11 protein-coding genes are annotated in these 13,628 nt (G+C 63.7%); 8 read left to right on the top strand and 3 right to left on the bottom strand.

The window, feature by feature from the left end; genetic code table 11:
- The first annotated feature begins 87 nt into the window (after positions 1-87).
- The 6 genes from trpC to NO877_RS04170 all read left to right on the top strand — a co-directional run bounded on the left by trpC (position 88) and on the right by NO877_RS04170 (position 5,941).
- The gene (gene trpC / locus NO877_RS04195) at positions 88-858 is read left to right on the top strand and encodes an indole-3-glycerol phosphate synthase (RefSeq protein WP_256395053.1); all 771 of its coding nucleotides are present in this window, start codon (positions 88-90) and stop codon (positions 856-858) included.
- Positions 848-2,086 carry a tryptophan synthase subunit beta gene (trpB, locus tag NO877_RS04190; RefSeq protein ID WP_256395052.1) on the top strand — a complete coding sequence of 413 codons (1,239 nt, stop codon included), beginning with the start codon at positions 848-850 and terminating at the stop codon, positions 2,084-2,086. Before trpC ends, trpB begins: the two co-directional genes overlap by 11 nt.
- Positions 2,087-2,953: a tryptophan synthase subunit alpha gene (gene trpA, locus NO877_RS04185; RefSeq protein WP_256395051.1), complete on the top strand. Its 867-nt coding sequence runs from the start codon at positions 2,087-2,089 to the stop codon at positions 2,951-2,953.
- Positions 2,954-3,045: 92 nt separating this feature from the next.
- On the top strand, positions 3,046-3,840 hold the full coding sequence (locus tag NO877_RS04180) for a 2-amino-3,7-dideoxy-D-threo-hept-6-ulosonate synthase (protein WP_256395050.1): 795 nt from the start codon (positions 3,046-3,048) through the stop codon (positions 3,838-3,840).
- A gap of 68 nt (positions 3,841-3,908) precedes the next feature.
- On the top strand, positions 3,909-5,072 hold the full coding sequence (locus NO877_RS04175) for a 3-dehydroquinate synthase II (protein ID WP_256395049.1): 1,164 nt from the start codon (positions 3,909-3,911) through the stop codon (positions 5,070-5,072).
- Positions 5,073-5,140: 68 nt separating this feature from the next.
- On the top strand, positions 5,141-5,941 hold the full coding sequence (locus tag NO877_RS04170; RefSeq protein ID WP_256395048.1) for a universal stress protein: 801 nt from the start codon (positions 5,141-5,143) through the stop codon (positions 5,939-5,941).
- A 91-nt stretch (positions 5,942-6,032) separates the two neighbouring features.
- Here NO877_RS04170 and purB read toward each other — a convergent pair whose 3' ends face one another.
- Positions 6,033-7,451 carry an adenylosuccinate lyase gene (gene purB / locus NO877_RS04165; RefSeq protein ID WP_256395047.1) on the bottom strand — a complete coding sequence of 473 codons (1,419 nt, stop codon included), beginning with the start codon at positions 7,449-7,451 and terminating at the stop codon, positions 6,033-6,035.
- Between the two features lie 166 nt (positions 7,452-7,617).
- Here purB and purH point away from each other — a divergent pair, with 166 nt between their 5' ends.
- Positions 7,618-9,201: a bifunctional phosphoribosylaminoimidazolecarboxamide formyltransferase/IMP cyclohydrolase gene (gene purH / locus NO877_RS04160; protein ID WP_256395046.1), complete on the top strand. Its 1,584-nt coding sequence runs from the start codon at positions 7,618-7,620 to the stop codon at positions 9,199-9,201.
- 304 nt (positions 9,202-9,505) lie between these two features.
- On the opposite strand, the gene NO877_RS04155 is transcribed toward purH, so the two are convergent.
- A complete protein-coding gene (locus tag NO877_RS04155) occupies positions 9,506-11,014 on the bottom strand; it encodes a uracil-xanthine permease family protein (protein WP_256395172.1) in 1,509 nt (502 codons plus the stop codon).
- 242 nt (positions 11,015-11,256) lie between these two features.
- The gene (locus tag NO877_RS04150) at positions 11,257-11,610 is read right to left on the bottom strand and encodes a hypothetical protein (RefSeq protein WP_256395045.1); all 354 of its coding nucleotides are present in this window, start codon (positions 11,608-11,610) and stop codon (positions 11,257-11,259) included.
- A 232-nt stretch (positions 11,611-11,842) separates the two neighbouring features.
- On the opposite strand from NO877_RS04150, the gene NO877_RS04145 reads away from it, so the two are divergent.
- Complete coding sequence (locus NO877_RS04145) at positions 11,843-13,477, top strand: response regulator (protein WP_256395044.1); 1,635 nt, start codon at positions 11,843-11,845, stop codon at positions 13,475-13,477.
- Positions 13,478-13,628: the final 151 nt, after the last annotated feature.

Genomic DNA, 13,628 nt, shown 5'->3' with positions numbered 1-13,628 from the left:
ATACACCCGCTCACGCCTTGGGTGCCTTCAAGGGTTCCGTCTCGTGGCGGAAGTGTTATGTACACATACGTACATCAGTGTACATAGATGAACTACACTGCGGATGAGTTGGCTCCAGCAGTCCAGGAGATCCTGGCGTCGGCCGCCGAGCGGTCGGGCGGCGAAAGCCGAGTGTCGGTCGAAGCCCGCTCGCTGCCAGCGGCGTTTGCGGCCACCGAATCGCGGGGACGCGTGCCGATCATCGCGGAAGTCAAACCCACGAGTCCGACCACGGAGGGCACGAATACGGGGGATCCGGTCGAGCTCGCCGAAGCGATGGTCGAGGGCGGGGCCGCCGCCCTCTCCGTGCTCACTGAACCCGACCACTTCGGCGGCTCCGTGGCAAACCTCGAACGGATTCGGGCAGCGGTCGACGTCCCCGTGCTGCGGAAGGATTTCCTCCTGCGTGAGGCCCAGCTCGACACGGTCGAAAGCGACGTGGTGCTGCTGATCGCCCGCTTCCTGGGCGACGACCTCGAACCGATGGTTCGGGCCGCCGAGAACCGTGGCTTCCAGCCGCTGGTCGAGGTCCACACCGAAGCCGAACTGACGGCGGCGGTCGAAGCAGGCGCGTCGATTATCGGCATCAACAACCGTGATCTGGGGCAGTTGGAGGTCGACCTCGGGACGTTCGAGGAACTGGCCCCCAAAGCACCTGAGGACGTGACACTGATCGCGGAGAGTGGCGTGTCGACGGTCGAAGACGTACAGCGAATGCGCGAGGCGGGGGCCGATGGCCTGCTCATCGGAACTGCCATCATGGACGGCGATCCAACGACGAACACAGAGCGGTTTACAGGAGCACACAATGAGCACTGACGGCAAGTTCGGCGACTACGGCGGACAGTACGTACCCGAGGCACTGATGCCCGCGATCGAGGAGTTAGACGACGCCTACCAGCGGTACGTGTTGGATAACGAGGACGGGTTCATGGACGAGTTCCGCCAGCGACTGGCGGACTTCGGGGGACGGCCCACCCCGCTCCAGCGCGCGGACCGACTCTCGGAGCGCTACGACCTCGACGTCTACCTCAAGCGCGAGGACCTGCTGCACGGCGGCGCACACAAACTGAACAACGCCCTCGGACAGGTCCTCCTGGCGAAATATATGGGCAAAGACCGCATCATCGCCGAGACCGGTGCGGGCCAACACGGCACCGCGACCGCGATGGCCGCGGCCCACCTCGATATGCCCTGCACCATTTATATGGGCGAGCGGGATATCAACCGCCAGCGACCCAACGTCTTCCGAATGAAGCTCAACGGCTCGGACGTCAAGCCGGTGACAGCCGGTCGCGGCACGCTTAAAGAGGCGATTTCGGAGACGATGCGTGACTGGGCCGCAACTGTCGAGTCGACCCACTACGTCATCGGCAGCGTCGTCGGTCCCCATCCGTTCCCGGCGATGGTCCGGGATTTCCAGGCCGTCATCTCCGAGGAGGCCCGCGAGCAGGCCCACGAGAAGCTCGGCGGCCTGCCGGATTCGGTCATCGCGTGTGCGGGCGGCGGCTCGAACACGATGGGCGCGTTTGCGAACTTCGTTGATGATGACTCCGTGGACCTCTACGCGGTCGAGGCGGGCGGTTCCTCGCTGGCGGTCGATGAGGAGGCCGGTGTCGCGCCCAACTCCGCCTCACTGTCGACTGGCGACGAAGGGGTTCTGCATGGCGCGCGAACGAAGCTGCTCCAGGATTCCGTCGGCCAGATCATGGAGTCCCACAGCATCTCCTCGGGGCTCGATTACGCCGGTGTCGGGCCGGAGTTGGCCTACTTGGTCGATGAGGACCGCGTGACGCCAGTGGCGGTCGACGACGATGCCGCCCTCGAAGGGTTCCATCGGCTCTCCCAGACGGAGGGGATCATCCCCGCCTTGGAGACGGCCCACGCCTTCGGCTATCTCGAAGAACACCACGCGGAGTTGTCGGGGAGCGTGATCGTCAACGTCTCCGGCCGCGGCGACAAGGACCTCCAGTCGGCGATCGAGGAGACCGAGGCCCGCGAGATCCCGAACGCGCCGGATATGTCGATGTTCTCGGAGGGGATCTAGATGGCCGAAAACGAAGCCATCGCCGCGGCGTTCGCCGACGGCCCCGCGTTCATCCCGTATCTCGCGGTCGGCGACCCCGACTATGAGGCCTCGAAGGCCTACGTCGAGGCGCTGGCCCGCGGCGGTGCGGACATCATCGAACTCGGCCTGCCCTTTTCGGAGCCGATCGCCGAGGGGTCGACGATCCAAAACGCGATCGTCCGTGCCCTAGAGGGTGGGATGACCCCCGACCGCTTTTTCGAGTTCGTCGAGGAGCTGGATGTCGACGTGCCGCTCGTCTGTATGACCTACTACAATCTTATTTACCAGTACGGACGCTCCCGAGGGGGCGAGCCCGGACCCGAAGCCTTCGTCGAGCGCGCCGCCGAGGTCGGTATTTCGGGGTTCGTGGTTCCCGATCTCCCGGCCGAGGAGGCAGACCCGCTCCGGGCGGCCTGCGACGAACACGGGCTCGATCTCGTCTTCATCGTCGCACCGACGACCGAGGGTGACCGACTCGAAGAGATGATGGAGCGTGTCTCGGGGTACGTCTACGTCCAGGCGCGGCTCGGCACCACGGGCGCGAAAACCGACGTGTCGGATCAGACGACCCGGAGCCTCCAGCGGCTCGCGGAGTGGGACGTACCGAAAGCGGTGGGATTCGGAATCTCCTCGGGCGATCAGGCAGCCAGAATCGTCGCCAACGGAGCTGACGGCATTATCGTCGGCAGCGCCCTGGTCGATATCGTCGCCGCGGGAGTCAACTCGGAGCGGCCAGTCGACGAGACGGCCGAGAAACTGGCTGCGAAAGCCCGTGAGCTCGCCGCTGGCACCCGGGAAGGCGCGGCGCGTCGAAACGCCGACATCGCCGATGCCGATTCCGCCTGATCGACCCACATCGACTCCGCCTGATCAGTCGGTATCGGTACCGGAGTCGCAAGCTACATAGCCCACTACTGACAGAGAGTGACACAACAACTATGTCCGCAGGACTCAGCGCACGACTCGAACGCATCTCCACAGACGGTCGCTACCTGATCGTCCCAATGGATCACGGGCTCACGATTGGAGCCGTCAACGGCCTCAAAGATCTCGAAGGAACGGTCGAATCCATCACCAGCGGCGGTGCCGACGCCGTCCTCACCCAGAAGGGTGTCGCCAACCGCGTCCATCCGCACAAAAACGGCAGCGGCTACATCGTCCACATGAACGGTTCGACGTCTATCGGCCCCGACGAAGACGACAAGCGGGTGACCTGCAGCATCGAAGAAGCGATCCGCGCGGGCGCTGATGCGGTCTCGTTCCACATCAACGTCGGCTCGAACTACGAGCCGAGCCAGATCGAAGCCCTCGCGGAACTCACCGGTGAGGCCGACCGCTACGGCATCCCCGTGTTGGCCATGGCCTACGCCCGTGGGCCGGGCATTCAGGGCGACGAGCCGGAGTATCTCGGCCACGCCGTCCGACTGGCCGAGGAGCTCGGCGCGGACGTCGTCAAGACCGCCTACAGCGGCGATACCGAGAGCTTCCAGCACGTCTGTGAGTCGACGACTCTCCCGATCGTGATCGCCGGGGGGAGCCCGGGGACTGACGCCGAAACCGTCGAGATGGTACGGGGTGCGATGGATGCGGGCGCGGCAGGCATCTCGATGGGACGGTCGATCTTCCAACACGAGGACCCCGAGGCGATCACGCGTGCGGTATCGGCGGTCATTCACGACGATATGGACGCCGAGGACGCACTCGCGGCCGCCGGGCTGACTGTCGAAGCCTGAGCAGCGAGGTCGTATGCCACTGCTGTGGTTCCGTCACGTTCAAGCCGCCGCGCTTTGACCAACAACCAATGACGCGAACGGTTTGGTTGAAGGCCGACGACACGGTCGGCGAGTGGGAGACACGTAAAAAGCGAATCACAGCCGCGATCGAGGCGGGCGTCGACTGGGTACTGGTCGACGAAAGCGATGTCGGCCGGGTCCGAGAACTCGGCGACATCAACGTCGCCGCCTTTCGATCGGACGCCGACATGGTCGACGAGGCCGAAAGCGAGACGGCAGTCGCCGACGCCTACTTCGTCGGGAAAGACGGCGAGGGCGACGGAACGGTCGATCTGCCCTCGGATTTCTCCGGCTCTGCGGATCTGACGACGCTCCGACACAGTGACAACCGGGCACAGGGTGCTTACGTCCGGATCTTCGATCAGGAGTACGAAGCCTTCGCCGAGGCCGCAGCCCACGACGCCGACTACACCATCGTCATCGGCGAGGACTGGACGATCATTCCCCTAGAGAACCTGATCGCCAGAATCGGCGAGGAGACCGACCTGCTGGCGGGCGTGACGACCGCCGACGAGGCCCAGACCGCCTTCGAGACGCTCGAACTCGGCGCGGACGGCGTCCTACTGGACACCGACAACCCCGACGAGATCAGAGAGACCGTCGAGGTCCGGGATGCCGCCGAGCGCGAGACGCTGGATCTCCAGTACGGCGAGGTCCTGGAGGTCGAACGCACCGGGATGGCCGACCGGGTCTGTATCGACACCGGGAGCCTGATGGATCACGACGAGGGGATGTTGATCGGCTCGATGTCCCGCGGACTCTTCTTCGTCCACGCCGAAACCGCCAAGTCGCCGTACGTCGCCTCTCGGCCGTTCCGGGTCAACGCCGGTGCGGTCCACGCCTACATCCGGACGCCCGACGGCGGCACGAAATACCTCGCCGAACTCAAAAGCGGTGACGAGGTTCAGGTCGTCGACACCGCGGGCAACACCCGCGAGGCGATCGTCGGCCGCGTGAAGATCGAGAAACGGCCGATGTTCAGAGTCGAGCTGGACGTTGACGGCGATCGGATCGAGACGCTGCTGCAGAACGCCGAGACGATCAAAGTCTCGACCAGCGAGGGCCGAAAGGCCGTCACTGATCTCGAAGCTGGCGACGAGATGCTGCTGTACTACGAGGACGTGGCCCGACACTTCGGCGAGGCCGTCGAGGAAAGCATCATCGAAAAGTAATCAGGTACGTACCACTCAGTAGGATATCACTGTTCTTTATACCGCATGGGCACACAGAGTGGTGTATAATGATCGGGGTCTCCGACACCCAGCCGACGAACGAGAAATATGCTACGGCTGGTCCCTGCGTGCTCGGCCCCATTGGTGACGGAACGGCCCGCCGACGCGCCGCCTCGGTCGCCCATGCCCTCGCCACGAGCCGCGAACTCGACCTGATGGTCAGCACCGAGCTATCCTCGGACCACAGCGAACAGCTCCCCGAGAGCCACCGCGAGAGCCACTGTTCGTCGACAACCGGCATCGAAACTGGGAACACGCTCGATCCGGTCGTCAGTCGGCACAACCCCTCGGCGCTCGTCGTCAAACGGAACGCCAGCGGGCGTCTGTTGGGCGGACTGTTCTCGGACCGTGCCGAACGGCTCTCGACGACGACCGACGTACTGACCGTCGACGGTCGGGGAGATACCGACCGGATCGCCTCGGTTCTCGTCCCGATCGCTGGCGGCCACCACAGCCAGTTGGCCGTCGAGACCGGTCTCGCAATCGCCCGCGCGAACGATGCGGCCGTCGACCTGTTTCACGTGATCGAAGACGACAGTGAGGAAGCACGCGATCGGGGCCAAACGCTCCTCGATTCGGTTCTGGCGACCATCTCCGACGGCGAGGCCGACCGCGTCGACACCTGGCTCTACGAAGCCCCGAACGCGCCCGAAGCGATCACCGAACAGTCGAACTACTACGATCTCACCGTCATGGGCGCGCCGACCGACGGCCCGCTCGAACGCTTCGTTTTCGGGTCGACATCGAAACAGGTCCAACGCGAGGCCGACTCGCCCGTGATCGTCGCTCACGCAAAAGACACGGAATAATGCGCTTCTCGGAACGCGTTGTCAGACAGTAGCCACCAGCCACTGGGTATTTCGCCCGGCAGTGGCGTCGATACGCCGCAGGATTCCCGCGTTAGTCGTCGCCGACGCCGTCGGCCAGTCGGTCGGCAACGCCGGTGTAGCCGGTCGGCGTCAGTGCGAGCAGCTCCTCGCGGACCGGCTCGTCGACATCAAGGGACTCGAAGAGGTCGTAGAAGTCTTGGATCGTCACCTGCTTGCCGCGGGTGAGGTCCTTGACGCGCTCGTAGGCGTCGGTGTCTCCTTCTCGGCGGAGGATCGTCTGGACGGCCTCACCGATGATCTCCGGGGTCGCTTCGAGCTCCTCGGTCATGACCTGTTCGTTGGGGACGATCTTATCCAGTCCGGCAGCGGCCTTTTTGTAGCCAATGAGACAGTGACCGAAGGCCGCGCCGATATTGCGCTTGACTGTCGAATCCGACAGATCCCGCTGGAGCCGCGAGGTCGTGATGTAGTCGCCGAGGAAGGTGAGATCCGAGTTGGCCTTCGAGAGATTGCCCTCGCTGTTTTCGAAATCGATCGGGTTGACCTTATGAGGCATCGTCGAGGAGCCGGTTTCGCCCTCGACGGTCTGCTGGCCGAGGTAGCGATCCGAGATGTAGAGCCACATATCCCGGTCCATGTCGATCAGGACATTGTTGACGCCGCGGAGGGCATCGAAGACAGCTGCGAGATCGTCGCAGGGGTTGACCTGCGTGGCGATTTCGGTGTGATCGAGGCCGAGATCGGTGACGAACGATCGGGAGAAGGCTTGCCAGTCGACATCGGGATAGGCGGCGTGGTGGGCCGCGTAGGTTCCCGACGCGCCTGCGAGTTTGCCCGAGAGGTCGTCGGCTGTGGCCTGCAGGCGGCCGATGGCCTTGCCGAGCCGCGAGGCGTAGACGGCCATCTCCTTGCCGAAGGTCGTCGGCGTCGCGGGCTGGCCGTGGGTCCGGGCGAGCATCGACAGGTCACCGTGTTCGTGGGCGAGGGCGACCAGTTCGTCACGGAGCGCCTGAAGAGCGGGGATGAGCACGGTTTCGACGGCCGGTTTGACCAGCAGTCGGTGGGCGAGATTGTTGACGTCCTCGCTGGTGAGGCCGAAATGAATCCACGGGTAGAGTCGTTCGGCGTCGTCGACGGCGTCGGCCTCGTCGAGCTTGATGCGAAGGAAGTACTCGACCGCCTTCACGTCGTGGTTCGTCGCCGAATACCCATGTGAGCCGTCTACTTCGAGTGCCTTGATCAGCCGGGCATCGTCGGCATCGAACTCGTCGTAGGTCGCTTGGAGAGCGGTCGACTCGGCCTCGGAGAGCTCGATCGGCACCGCATCAAGATCGGCCAGTGCCAGCAGATAGTCGGCCTCGACCTGTACACGGGCCTGCATGAGTCCGGACTCGCTGGCGTAGGGTGACAGCGGGGCCGTCCGTCGGGCGTATCGGCCGTCGAGCGGCGAGACCGCCGCCAGCGGGTCGGATCGCGGGAGTTCAGTCATACCGGAGTCTGGTGGCGGTACTCGCAAAAGAATGTCGATACAAACCACCACTCCCGTGTATAGGATTCCGGCACGCAGCCACGTTCGACGGAAGATCTATCCGCGAACGTGCACACTGACCACAGTCGACCGCAACTGTTTTTCGGTCGCCCCGGGTGCCCCACATATGGTCAAAATCGCAGGCTTAGCGAGCAATCGCGGCCGCAATCTGCTGCATATCGCCGACCGGATGCCGGGCGGTGCGGAGCTGTCGATCGTCCTGACGAACGAAGACGGTGCCCCCGTCCTCGAAGGGGCCTCCGAGCGTGGGATCCCCACTGAAGTCGTCACCCGTGAGGAGGGCGAATCACGGGAGTCCCACGAGGAGCGTATCCTGGATACGCTAGAGGGGTACGATTTCGACATCGTCTGTCTCGACGGCTATATGCGCGTCTTGACCGAGGCATTCATCGACAACGCCCCCACGACGCTCAACGTCCACCCGTCGCTCCTACCCGCGTTCCCCGGGATGGACGCCCACGAGCAGGTCCTCGAATCGGGCGTTCGGATGACCGGCTGTACGGTCCACGTCGTCACCGAGGAGGTCGACGCCGGACCGATCGTCACCCAGGAGGCTGTCCCGGTCTACGAGGACGACGCGGCCGACGACCTCAAAGAGCGTGTCCTCTACGAGGCAGAGTTCACCGCCTATCCGCGAGCAGTCCGGTGGTTCGCCGAGGATCGGGTGACCGTCGAGCACGAGGCCGAAACGGTCGCAATCGAGGGCGACACCGGCGGGGACTTCCCGCAGCGTCGACTTGTCTCGGACGATCTCGACAGCACGCTCCGCTACGGCGAGAATCCGCATCAGGAAGCCGGGGTGTACGCCGATGCGACTTGTGAGGAGGCGAGCGTCGTGGCCGCGCCGCAGCTCAACGAGGGCGCGAAGGCGCTGTCGTACAACAACTACAACGACGCCGATGGCGCACTCAACCTGATCAAGGAGTTCGACGAGCCCGCCGCCGCGGTGATCAAACACACCAACCCCGCGGGCTGTGCGACCGCCGACTCGATCGCCGAGGCCTACGACAAGGCTCTGCGGACCGACGCCAAGAGCGCCTTCGGCGGGATCGTCGCGCTCAACCGCGAGTGTGACGCCGAGACCGCCGAGCAGGTCGTCGACTCCTTCAAGGAGGTCGTCGTCGCGCCGGGGTACACCGACGCAGCGCTCGACGTGCTGACCGACAAAAAGAACCTCCGTGTACTCGATGTGGGCGAACTCGGCGAGGTTAGCGAGCGCCTCACGGAAAAACCGCTGGTCGGTGGACGGCTCGTCCAGGAGCGCGACCTCGCCTCGCCGTCGATCAACGACTTCGAGGTCGTCACCGAACGCGAACCGACCGACGAAGAGTTGAAGACGATGAAATTCGCGTGGCAGACCCTCAAACACGTCAAATCCAACGGGATCATCTTCGCCTCCGGGACTGAAACGGTCGGCCTCGGTGTGGGGCAGGTCTCGCGCGTCGACGCCGTCGAACTCGCGGCCAAGAAGGCCGAGCGCGACGCCGACGGCAAGAGTGCCGAGGGGGCCGTGATGGGGTCTGATGCCTTCTTCCCGTTCCCGGACGGGATCGAGGCTGCGGCTGAGGCTGGAATCGAGGCCGTAATTCAGCCTGGCGGCTCGGTGAATGACGAGGACGTGATTGAGGCGGCCGACGAACACGGGATGGCGATGGTGTTCACCGGGATGCGGTGCTTTAGACACGACTGAACTGTGTGAAGGAGTGTCTAAAGTCAGCGAACGCAGTGAGTTCGCGCGATTTCCGGCATGACTGAACGGAGTGAAGGAATGCCGGAAGTCAGCGTGTGAGCGAAGCGAACACGCGCGATTTCCGCCACGACTGAACGAAGCGAGGGAATGGCTAAAGCCAGTAAATCGACCCACATACTTTTAAATACTAAACAGAAGCACCGATTAGTAGTCGACTCATAGTTATAAATAGCCGAAACAGCCAGCCGTCGGTGAGTCCAGTAGTTGACGCCTACTTATAAACAGCCAACAGGAAACAGTCCGTTCAGTCGTCGCCCGTTTTTGGTGTTTCTCCGGAGAGATACCGCTCCTGGACGGCCTCGAAATCCGCATCGTCTTCGGTCAGGTCCTCCCAGGCGGTCAACCCACGCCCTTCGGGAGTGCCGGGGATCGTGAGGTCCAGCAGGAAGCCGATGACGCCGCCGACCGCGATACCGGTCGTGCCGACGACGAACACGGTCTGGGCGACGAGTTCAGTCCCGAGGACGACACCCGCCACGGGCACGTCCGTGAGGATGGCTTGGATGGCCGCCGCCCCAGAATCACCGGCCAGATTCGAGACGTACGAGGGGATCGACAGGCCGCTGAGCAGGGTAATGCCGATGATGAACACGTTGCGGTTCTCGTTGAGGTCGACGTACTGGAGCTGCGAGAGCCCGACGCCGATGATCTGGGCGAACATCACCAAAAACAGCCCGCCGACGATGGGGCTCGGAATCGTCGTCACGAGCCCGCCGACGAAGCCGAGATAGCCCGCGATCAGCATGACGACCGCGCCGACCTGGACGACGTAGCGGGAGGCCACACCGGTAATCCCGATCGCACCGATGTTCTCGGAGTAGGAGGTCGAGCCGTTGCCGGTGCCCATGAGCCCGGCGAAGACGTTGCCGATCCCCTCCATCCCGAGGCCGTGGTTGATCCGCTGGGCGCTCGGCGCTTTCTCGCCGGAGATCCGGGCGACGGCGTAGTAGTCGCCGAAGCTCTCGATCATCGAGGCGACGACGCCCGCGAAGATGCCGACGATGAACGCCGGGGTGAACTGCGGCATCCCCCACTGCAGCGGGACGATCGGCTGGAGCAGGCTCGTCTCGGTGGCCCGACTGAGGTCGACGAACGCGCTCGAATCCGAGGGAATTACCCCGGTGACCGAAAGCACCGTGGCGATGAGCCACGCGCTGGCGAGGCCGAGCAGGACCGGATACAGTTTGAACAGCCGACTGGCGTCGCTGAGATACTGCGAGAAGCCGATGATCAATAGGAGCGTGAGCCCGAAGAGCCAGATGCTCTGTGTGCTGGGGTCGGTGATCTGCGGCACATCGAACAGGGCGAGCCCGACGAGTGCGATGATCGGTGCAATGACGACGGGGCTCAAAAACCGTTTGAGGTAGCCGAACAGCCCCAGATAGCCGATGAGGATCTGCAGGGCCCCCGCGACGATCATCGCGCCCTGAAGCTCGACGATCATCGTCTCCCAGCCGCCGCCGGAGGCGGCGATGACGCCGACGATCGCCAGCGCGGGCGCGAGGATCGCAAAACTGGCCCCCTGGACCAGCGGATAGCGGTTGCCGATCGTCGTCTGTGCGAGCGTCGCGATCCCGGAGACGACGAAGAAGGTGCCGACGAGCCGCGCGGTCGCGTCGGCGGGCATCCCCATCGTGCCCGCCAACACGAGCGGCACCGCGATATTCGAGCCGATCATCGTCAGATAATGCTGGAGCCCCAGCGCTATCGACTGGCCCGTTGGTGGTTTCTCCTCGATGCCGTACTCGACCATCTGCCCGTCCGTCGACTGGTGGTCCGGTTGATTGTTCACGGTAGGTTACCCGTAGGGTCCCAGTAGTGTGACGAACGCCCGACGCACCACTGACACACCCTCTTGCTATCCGTTCTCGGAGTAGCCTACTTTTATTGATCGCTTTACGATCCGATAGGAGAGCCGGATAAACGTGACAATAGCACAAAATACGGGATCGAAACCGCGATACGAGCGGTCGCTGGCAGCGGCTGGCGTCGGCCTTATATACCGGGGACGCCGAACGCACCGATTCCGAGGCCGAGGACGGCGTTGACGACAAACAGGATGACCAGTGCAGAGAGCCATGCCCCCGCGCCGATGATCGCGGCGTTCCGCCAGCCGCCGGGATACCGCCAGTTGATGACGCCGATCCAGACGACCAGCGCGATCACGGGGCCGACGAGCGGAATCCAGGAGGTGAGTCCCCAGCCGACCGCGCCGAGAACCGCTGTCACGACGGCGTGGCCGTAGTCGTCGACGTCGATGAGCACACGCGCACTCAGGTAGATGGCAAGGCCACCGATGAGGAGAGCAATACCAAAGGCAAAGATCGAACCAACAAACGGGATTAGCATACATACCGCACAGTCGCTGGCGGGGTATAGTTGGTGATGGGCGTCGGTGAGACGGATTGGTTCTCGGAGGCTCCCCGCACGTCCAGGACGCATATGTTGGTATAGAATTAATAGTTCAGACGCTGAATGTATGCGTAGATGACGACACTCGTGAAGATAGTGTCCCCGAGCCGTCGGTGGTCTCCGTCGGCGTTCACTGGGCAGCATCGATCCGAGACCAGCGACCGGACCGATGGGTAACGGACCGACAGCAGTCGATGCCGCACAGCTCACCGACGTGAGGCTGTTGTTGGTCGACGACGACGAGCAGTGGGCTCGTGTCACGGGCCGCCTGCTCGAATCGGCCCACGAAGCCTTCGAAGTCGATCTCGCAGACAGCCTCTCGGCGGGCCGAAGCCGGTTCGAGGCAACCGACCCCGACTGTGTGATCTGTGACTACCAACTCGGCGATGGCACCGGGCTTGACCTCCTGGAAACAGTCCGCGAGAGCGATGCCGACCGGCCGTTCGTGCTAGTGACCGGCAAGGGCGACGAGGCGGTCGCCAGCGAGGCTATCGGCCGCGGTGTGACCGACTACATCCCCAAGAACCACGACGACACCGACGCGACGCTGCTGACGAACCGCGTCACGAACGCCGTCGTCTCGGCCCGTGCCCGCCGCCAGCTCGATCGCGAACGCCGCGGGAAGGCTGCGGCCCTCGAACTGCTCACGTCGACGACAGATATCGGCGAGCTGTCGGCGGAGTTCTGTCGCATGCTCGTTGAGGATCACGGCTACGCTGGGGCGTGGATCGGTGCCGTCGAGGACGGCGAGATCGTCCCGCAGGCCGTCGAGGGCTGTGGAGCATATCTCGACGGGATCACCAACTCCGGCGTCGTGGCGACCGACGACCCGGTGGTCATGGCTGCGAACCGCGAGGAGTCGGTCGCCCTTTCGCCGACCGACGTCGACGGCAGGGCCAGCAAACCGGATTCCGAACAGCAGGCTGCACTCGACGGTGACTGGCAGCAGCTCGCCGTCGACCATGGCTTCGTGACCGCAGCAGGGGTTCCGATCCGCCGAGAGGGAGTCCGGATCGGTGTGCTCGGAGTCTATCGGTCGGCACAACAGCAATCGTTCGATGAGCGACAGTGGACGCTCCTCGAAGAGTACGCCCGTATCCTCGGCTACGCACACCGAACCGCGGAGTTGAAGCGGTCGCTGTTGGCCGACGAGGCGGTCCACCTCGATATCGAGATCACGGACACGACGGCCCCGATTGCCGAACTCACCGACCAGTTGGCTACCGGGGTCTCGGTGGAGGTTCCGTCGACGATCGAACAGCACGACGGGACAGCACTGTATCTGACGCAGCTTTCGGGGACGAACCCCGAGGCGGTCGAAGAGGCCACCGAAGCCTGCGAGTCGGTCGATATCGGCGACATCTCGGACGACGAGGACGGGGTTCGATGTGATCTGTACAGCATGGTCAGAACACCCGAAGACGTGTTGGCGGCCAACGGTGCCACGGTCGAAGGGACGGTCGGGGTCGACGGCACAACCACGATTTCGGTGTCGCTGTCCGACCATGATTCCGTTGGCGACGTTACCGAGGCGCTCAGAACGACCTACGACGACGTGACGGTCAGTCGGGTCTGGAGCCAGCAGGATCGACAACCAGAAACAGGCAGCGACGAGCTGGTGGAATCACTGACCGAACGGCAGCGGAGCGTGCTCCGCCACGCCTACTTCGACGGCTACTTCGAGCAACCCCGCGGCGTCAGTGCGACCGAACTCGCAACGAAGTTCGACCGCTCGCGGACGACGATGACACAACATATGCGAACCGCCCAACGGAAACTGTTCGGCCAGCTGTTCGACCAGTAATCGACACCAACAGGTTCATCGACAGCCGAAACAACCACACAAGGTAGCGAGGACGGTTCGACGGTGCCGGTTTCATATGGAGGTATGCTATTTATGCTGGTGTCGCAACAGGATATGGGTGGGAGTGTGGGTTGAGTACCAGCTGGGAGAC

Origin of the sequence: Halohasta litorea (assembly GCF_024494645.1) — an archaeon.
Classification (GTDB): domain Archaea; phylum Halobacteriota; class Halobacteria; order Halobacteriales; family Haloferacaceae; genus Halohasta; species Halohasta litorea.
This window is presented reverse-complemented; position numbering and strand designations above follow the sequence as displayed.

Excerpts from the sequence above, each read along its gene's own strand:
- NO877_RS04145 (WP_256395044.1), top strand. The coding sequence starts at position 11,843 with ATGGGTAACGGACCGACAGCAGTCGATGCCGCACAGCTCACCGACGTG.
- trpC (WP_256395053.1), top strand. The coding sequence starts at position 88 with ATGAACTACACTGCGGATGAGTTGGCTCCAGCAGTCCAGGAGATCCTG.
- NO877_RS04170 (WP_256395048.1), top strand. The coding sequence starts at position 5,141 with ATGATCGGGGTCTCCGACACCCAGCCGACGAACGAGAAATATGCTACG.
- NO877_RS04150 (WP_256395045.1), bottom strand. The coding sequence starts at position 11,610 with ATGCTAATCCCGTTTGTTGGTTCGATCTTTGCCTTTGGTATTGCTCTC.
- NO877_RS04155 (WP_256395172.1), bottom strand. The coding sequence starts at position 11,014 with ATGGTCGAGTACGGCATCGAGGAGAAACCACCAACGGGCCAGTCGATA.
- trpB (WP_256395052.1), top strand. The coding sequence starts at position 848 with ATGAGCACTGACGGCAAGTTCGGCGACTACGGCGGACAGTACGTACCC.
- purB (WP_256395047.1), bottom strand. The coding sequence starts at position 7,451 with ATGACTGAACTCCCGCGATCCGACCCGCTGGCGGCGGTCTCGCCGCTC.
- trpA (WP_256395051.1), top strand. The coding sequence starts at position 2,087 with ATGGCCGAAAACGAAGCCATCGCCGCGGCGTTCGCCGACGGCCCCGCG.
- NO877_RS04180 (WP_256395050.1), top strand. The coding sequence starts at position 3,046 with ATGTCCGCAGGACTCAGCGCACGACTCGAACGCATCTCCACAGACGGT.
- NO877_RS04175 (WP_256395049.1), top strand. The coding sequence starts at position 3,909 with ATGACGCGAACGGTTTGGTTGAAGGCCGACGACACGGTCGGCGAGTGG.
- purH (WP_256395046.1), top strand. The coding sequence starts at position 7,618 with ATGGTCAAAATCGCAGGCTTAGCGAGCAATCGCGGCCGCAATCTGCTG.